General features: G+C 39.3%; 3 protein-coding genes. 1 reads left to right on the plus strand and 2 read right to left on the minus strand.

Annotated features, from left to right (window positions below):
• Nucleotides 1-23: 23 nt before the first annotated feature.
• Together LG003_RS22940 and LG003_RS22945 are read right to left on the minus strand one after the other, a co-directional pair.
• A complete protein-coding gene (locus LG003_RS22940) occupies nt 24-152 on the minus strand; it encodes a hypothetical protein (protein ID WP_262981757.1) in 129 nt (42 codons plus the stop codon).
• An 81-nt stretch (nt 153-233) separates the two neighbouring features.
• Complete coding sequence (locus tag LG003_RS22945; protein WP_112878430.1) at nt 234-593, minus strand: sulfatase-like hydrolase/transferase; 360 nt, start codon at nt 591-593, stop codon at nt 234-236.
• Between the two features lie 112 nt (nt 594-705).
• Between LG003_RS22945 and LG003_RS22950 the strand changes: the two genes are divergently transcribed.
• The gene (locus tag LG003_RS22950) at nt 706-1,356 is read left to right on the plus strand and encodes a transposase (protein ID WP_262981758.1); all 651 of its coding nucleotides are present in this window, start codon (nt 706-708) and stop codon (nt 1,354-1,356) included.
• Nucleotides 1,357-1,375: the final 19 nt, after the last annotated feature.

Consider the following 1,375-nt stretch of genomic DNA (forward strand, 5'->3'; position numbering starts at 1 on the left):
TTAAAAGGGATATCCTATGGATTTCAAGATGCACCGCGATGGCAAGGGAGCGAATCCGCAGGGGCATAGCGAACGATGTGACCGGGATGAGTGAGTGCAGCCAACAAAGAGGCAACTTGAAAGATAACGGGTATATTAAGTTTTATTATCATCGATCACCGTTAGCTCTTTCTGTGATTTGAAACAATTGTTTAATGGTGAACGGCAGTATTCTGGAGATTTATGATAAATACCTAGCCAATCACTGATAAGGTAATAATTATCTGAAGTACACCAGTATGACGATATCTTGGATTAACATTATCGTTATACCAGATAAATAAGGGGATATTATAAGCCTCTTTTCGAGGATGACTAACTCCGTGGTTATGACGGATGTCACCGTTTTTATCTAAACGTTGTAATCCATGATCTAAAAAATAGAGAATAAATGCTTTACTATCTTTGTTTTTATTAATAATTTTCTCTATTATCTGATCTGTATAAACTATTGAGCTGTCATAGCAATTATCATCTTCGTTCGATGAGAAAGATATCAGTTTATTTTCGGGAAATCGGTTACAGGATGGCTCATGACTGCCATAGATATGCATAATAATAAATTTCTTACCTTTCTGTTTTAGTAATCGGCCATTTATTTCTCATACAGATTAATAATTTAATTAACCTGAGGTTTGCTTAAGAAGGGAACTCAGTGCCTCAGGCATGTCTAATTTAGAAGAACTTTACTGTGGCGTCGATGACTTTTGCCAAAAATTTATTCCTCTCTGGCATCAACAGTTAATTGAAAATGGTTTGCTCAAACGTCGCCGCGAAGCTTCCCTTTCTCTCAGTGAAGTGATGACGCTCCTCATTTTATTCCACATGAGCCATTATCGTGATTTTAAAACGTTTTATATTCAGCATGTCAAACACTATCTTAAGGCCGATTTTCCCCGGTTGGTCAGCTACACCCGCATGTTAACCTTGAAGCAAAGGGCTCTCATTCCTCTCTGTGCTTTTCTTTCGTCACGCAAGGCTGAAACCCAGGGGATCGCTTTTATTGATTTAACTAAAATTGCCGTTTGCCACAATCTCCGTATTCCCCGTCATCGCGTATTTCAGGGCGTCGCACAGCGAGGGAAAACTTTAAACTTCATCTGGTTATCAATGATTGTAGTGAACTTTTGGCGCTCAGGAAATAAGGATGATCGCCATCCCGTCAAAGCGCTGGTACAAGGGTTAACAGGATGTTTGTATGGCGATAAAGGGTATTTGTCGCAGGCTTTGTGCGATGAACTAGAAGCAGAAGGAATAACGTTAATCACTCATGTCCGTAATAAAAGGCAAAAGCGTTATCTCTCTGGGACAAGCTGATGTTAAGAAGGCGATTTTT

The organism is Photorhabdus kleinii (assembly GCF_025384885.1).
Taxonomy (GTDB): domain Bacteria; phylum Pseudomonadota; class Gammaproteobacteria; order Enterobacterales; family Enterobacteriaceae; genus Photorhabdus; species Photorhabdus kayaii.

What these genes read in the sequence shown, in the direction of transcription:
- LG003_RS22940 (WP_262981757.1), bottom strand. Translation starts at nt 152, where the DNA reads ATGATAATAAAACTTAATATACCCGTTATCTTTCAAGTTGCCTCTTTG.
- LG003_RS22945 (WP_112878430.1), bottom strand. Translation starts at nt 593, where the DNA reads ATGCATATCTATGGCAGTCATGAGCCATCCTGTAACCGATTTCCCGAA.
- LG003_RS22950 (WP_262981758.1), top strand. Translation starts at nt 706, where the DNA reads ATGTCTAATTTAGAAGAACTTTACTGTGGCGTCGATGACTTTTGCCAA.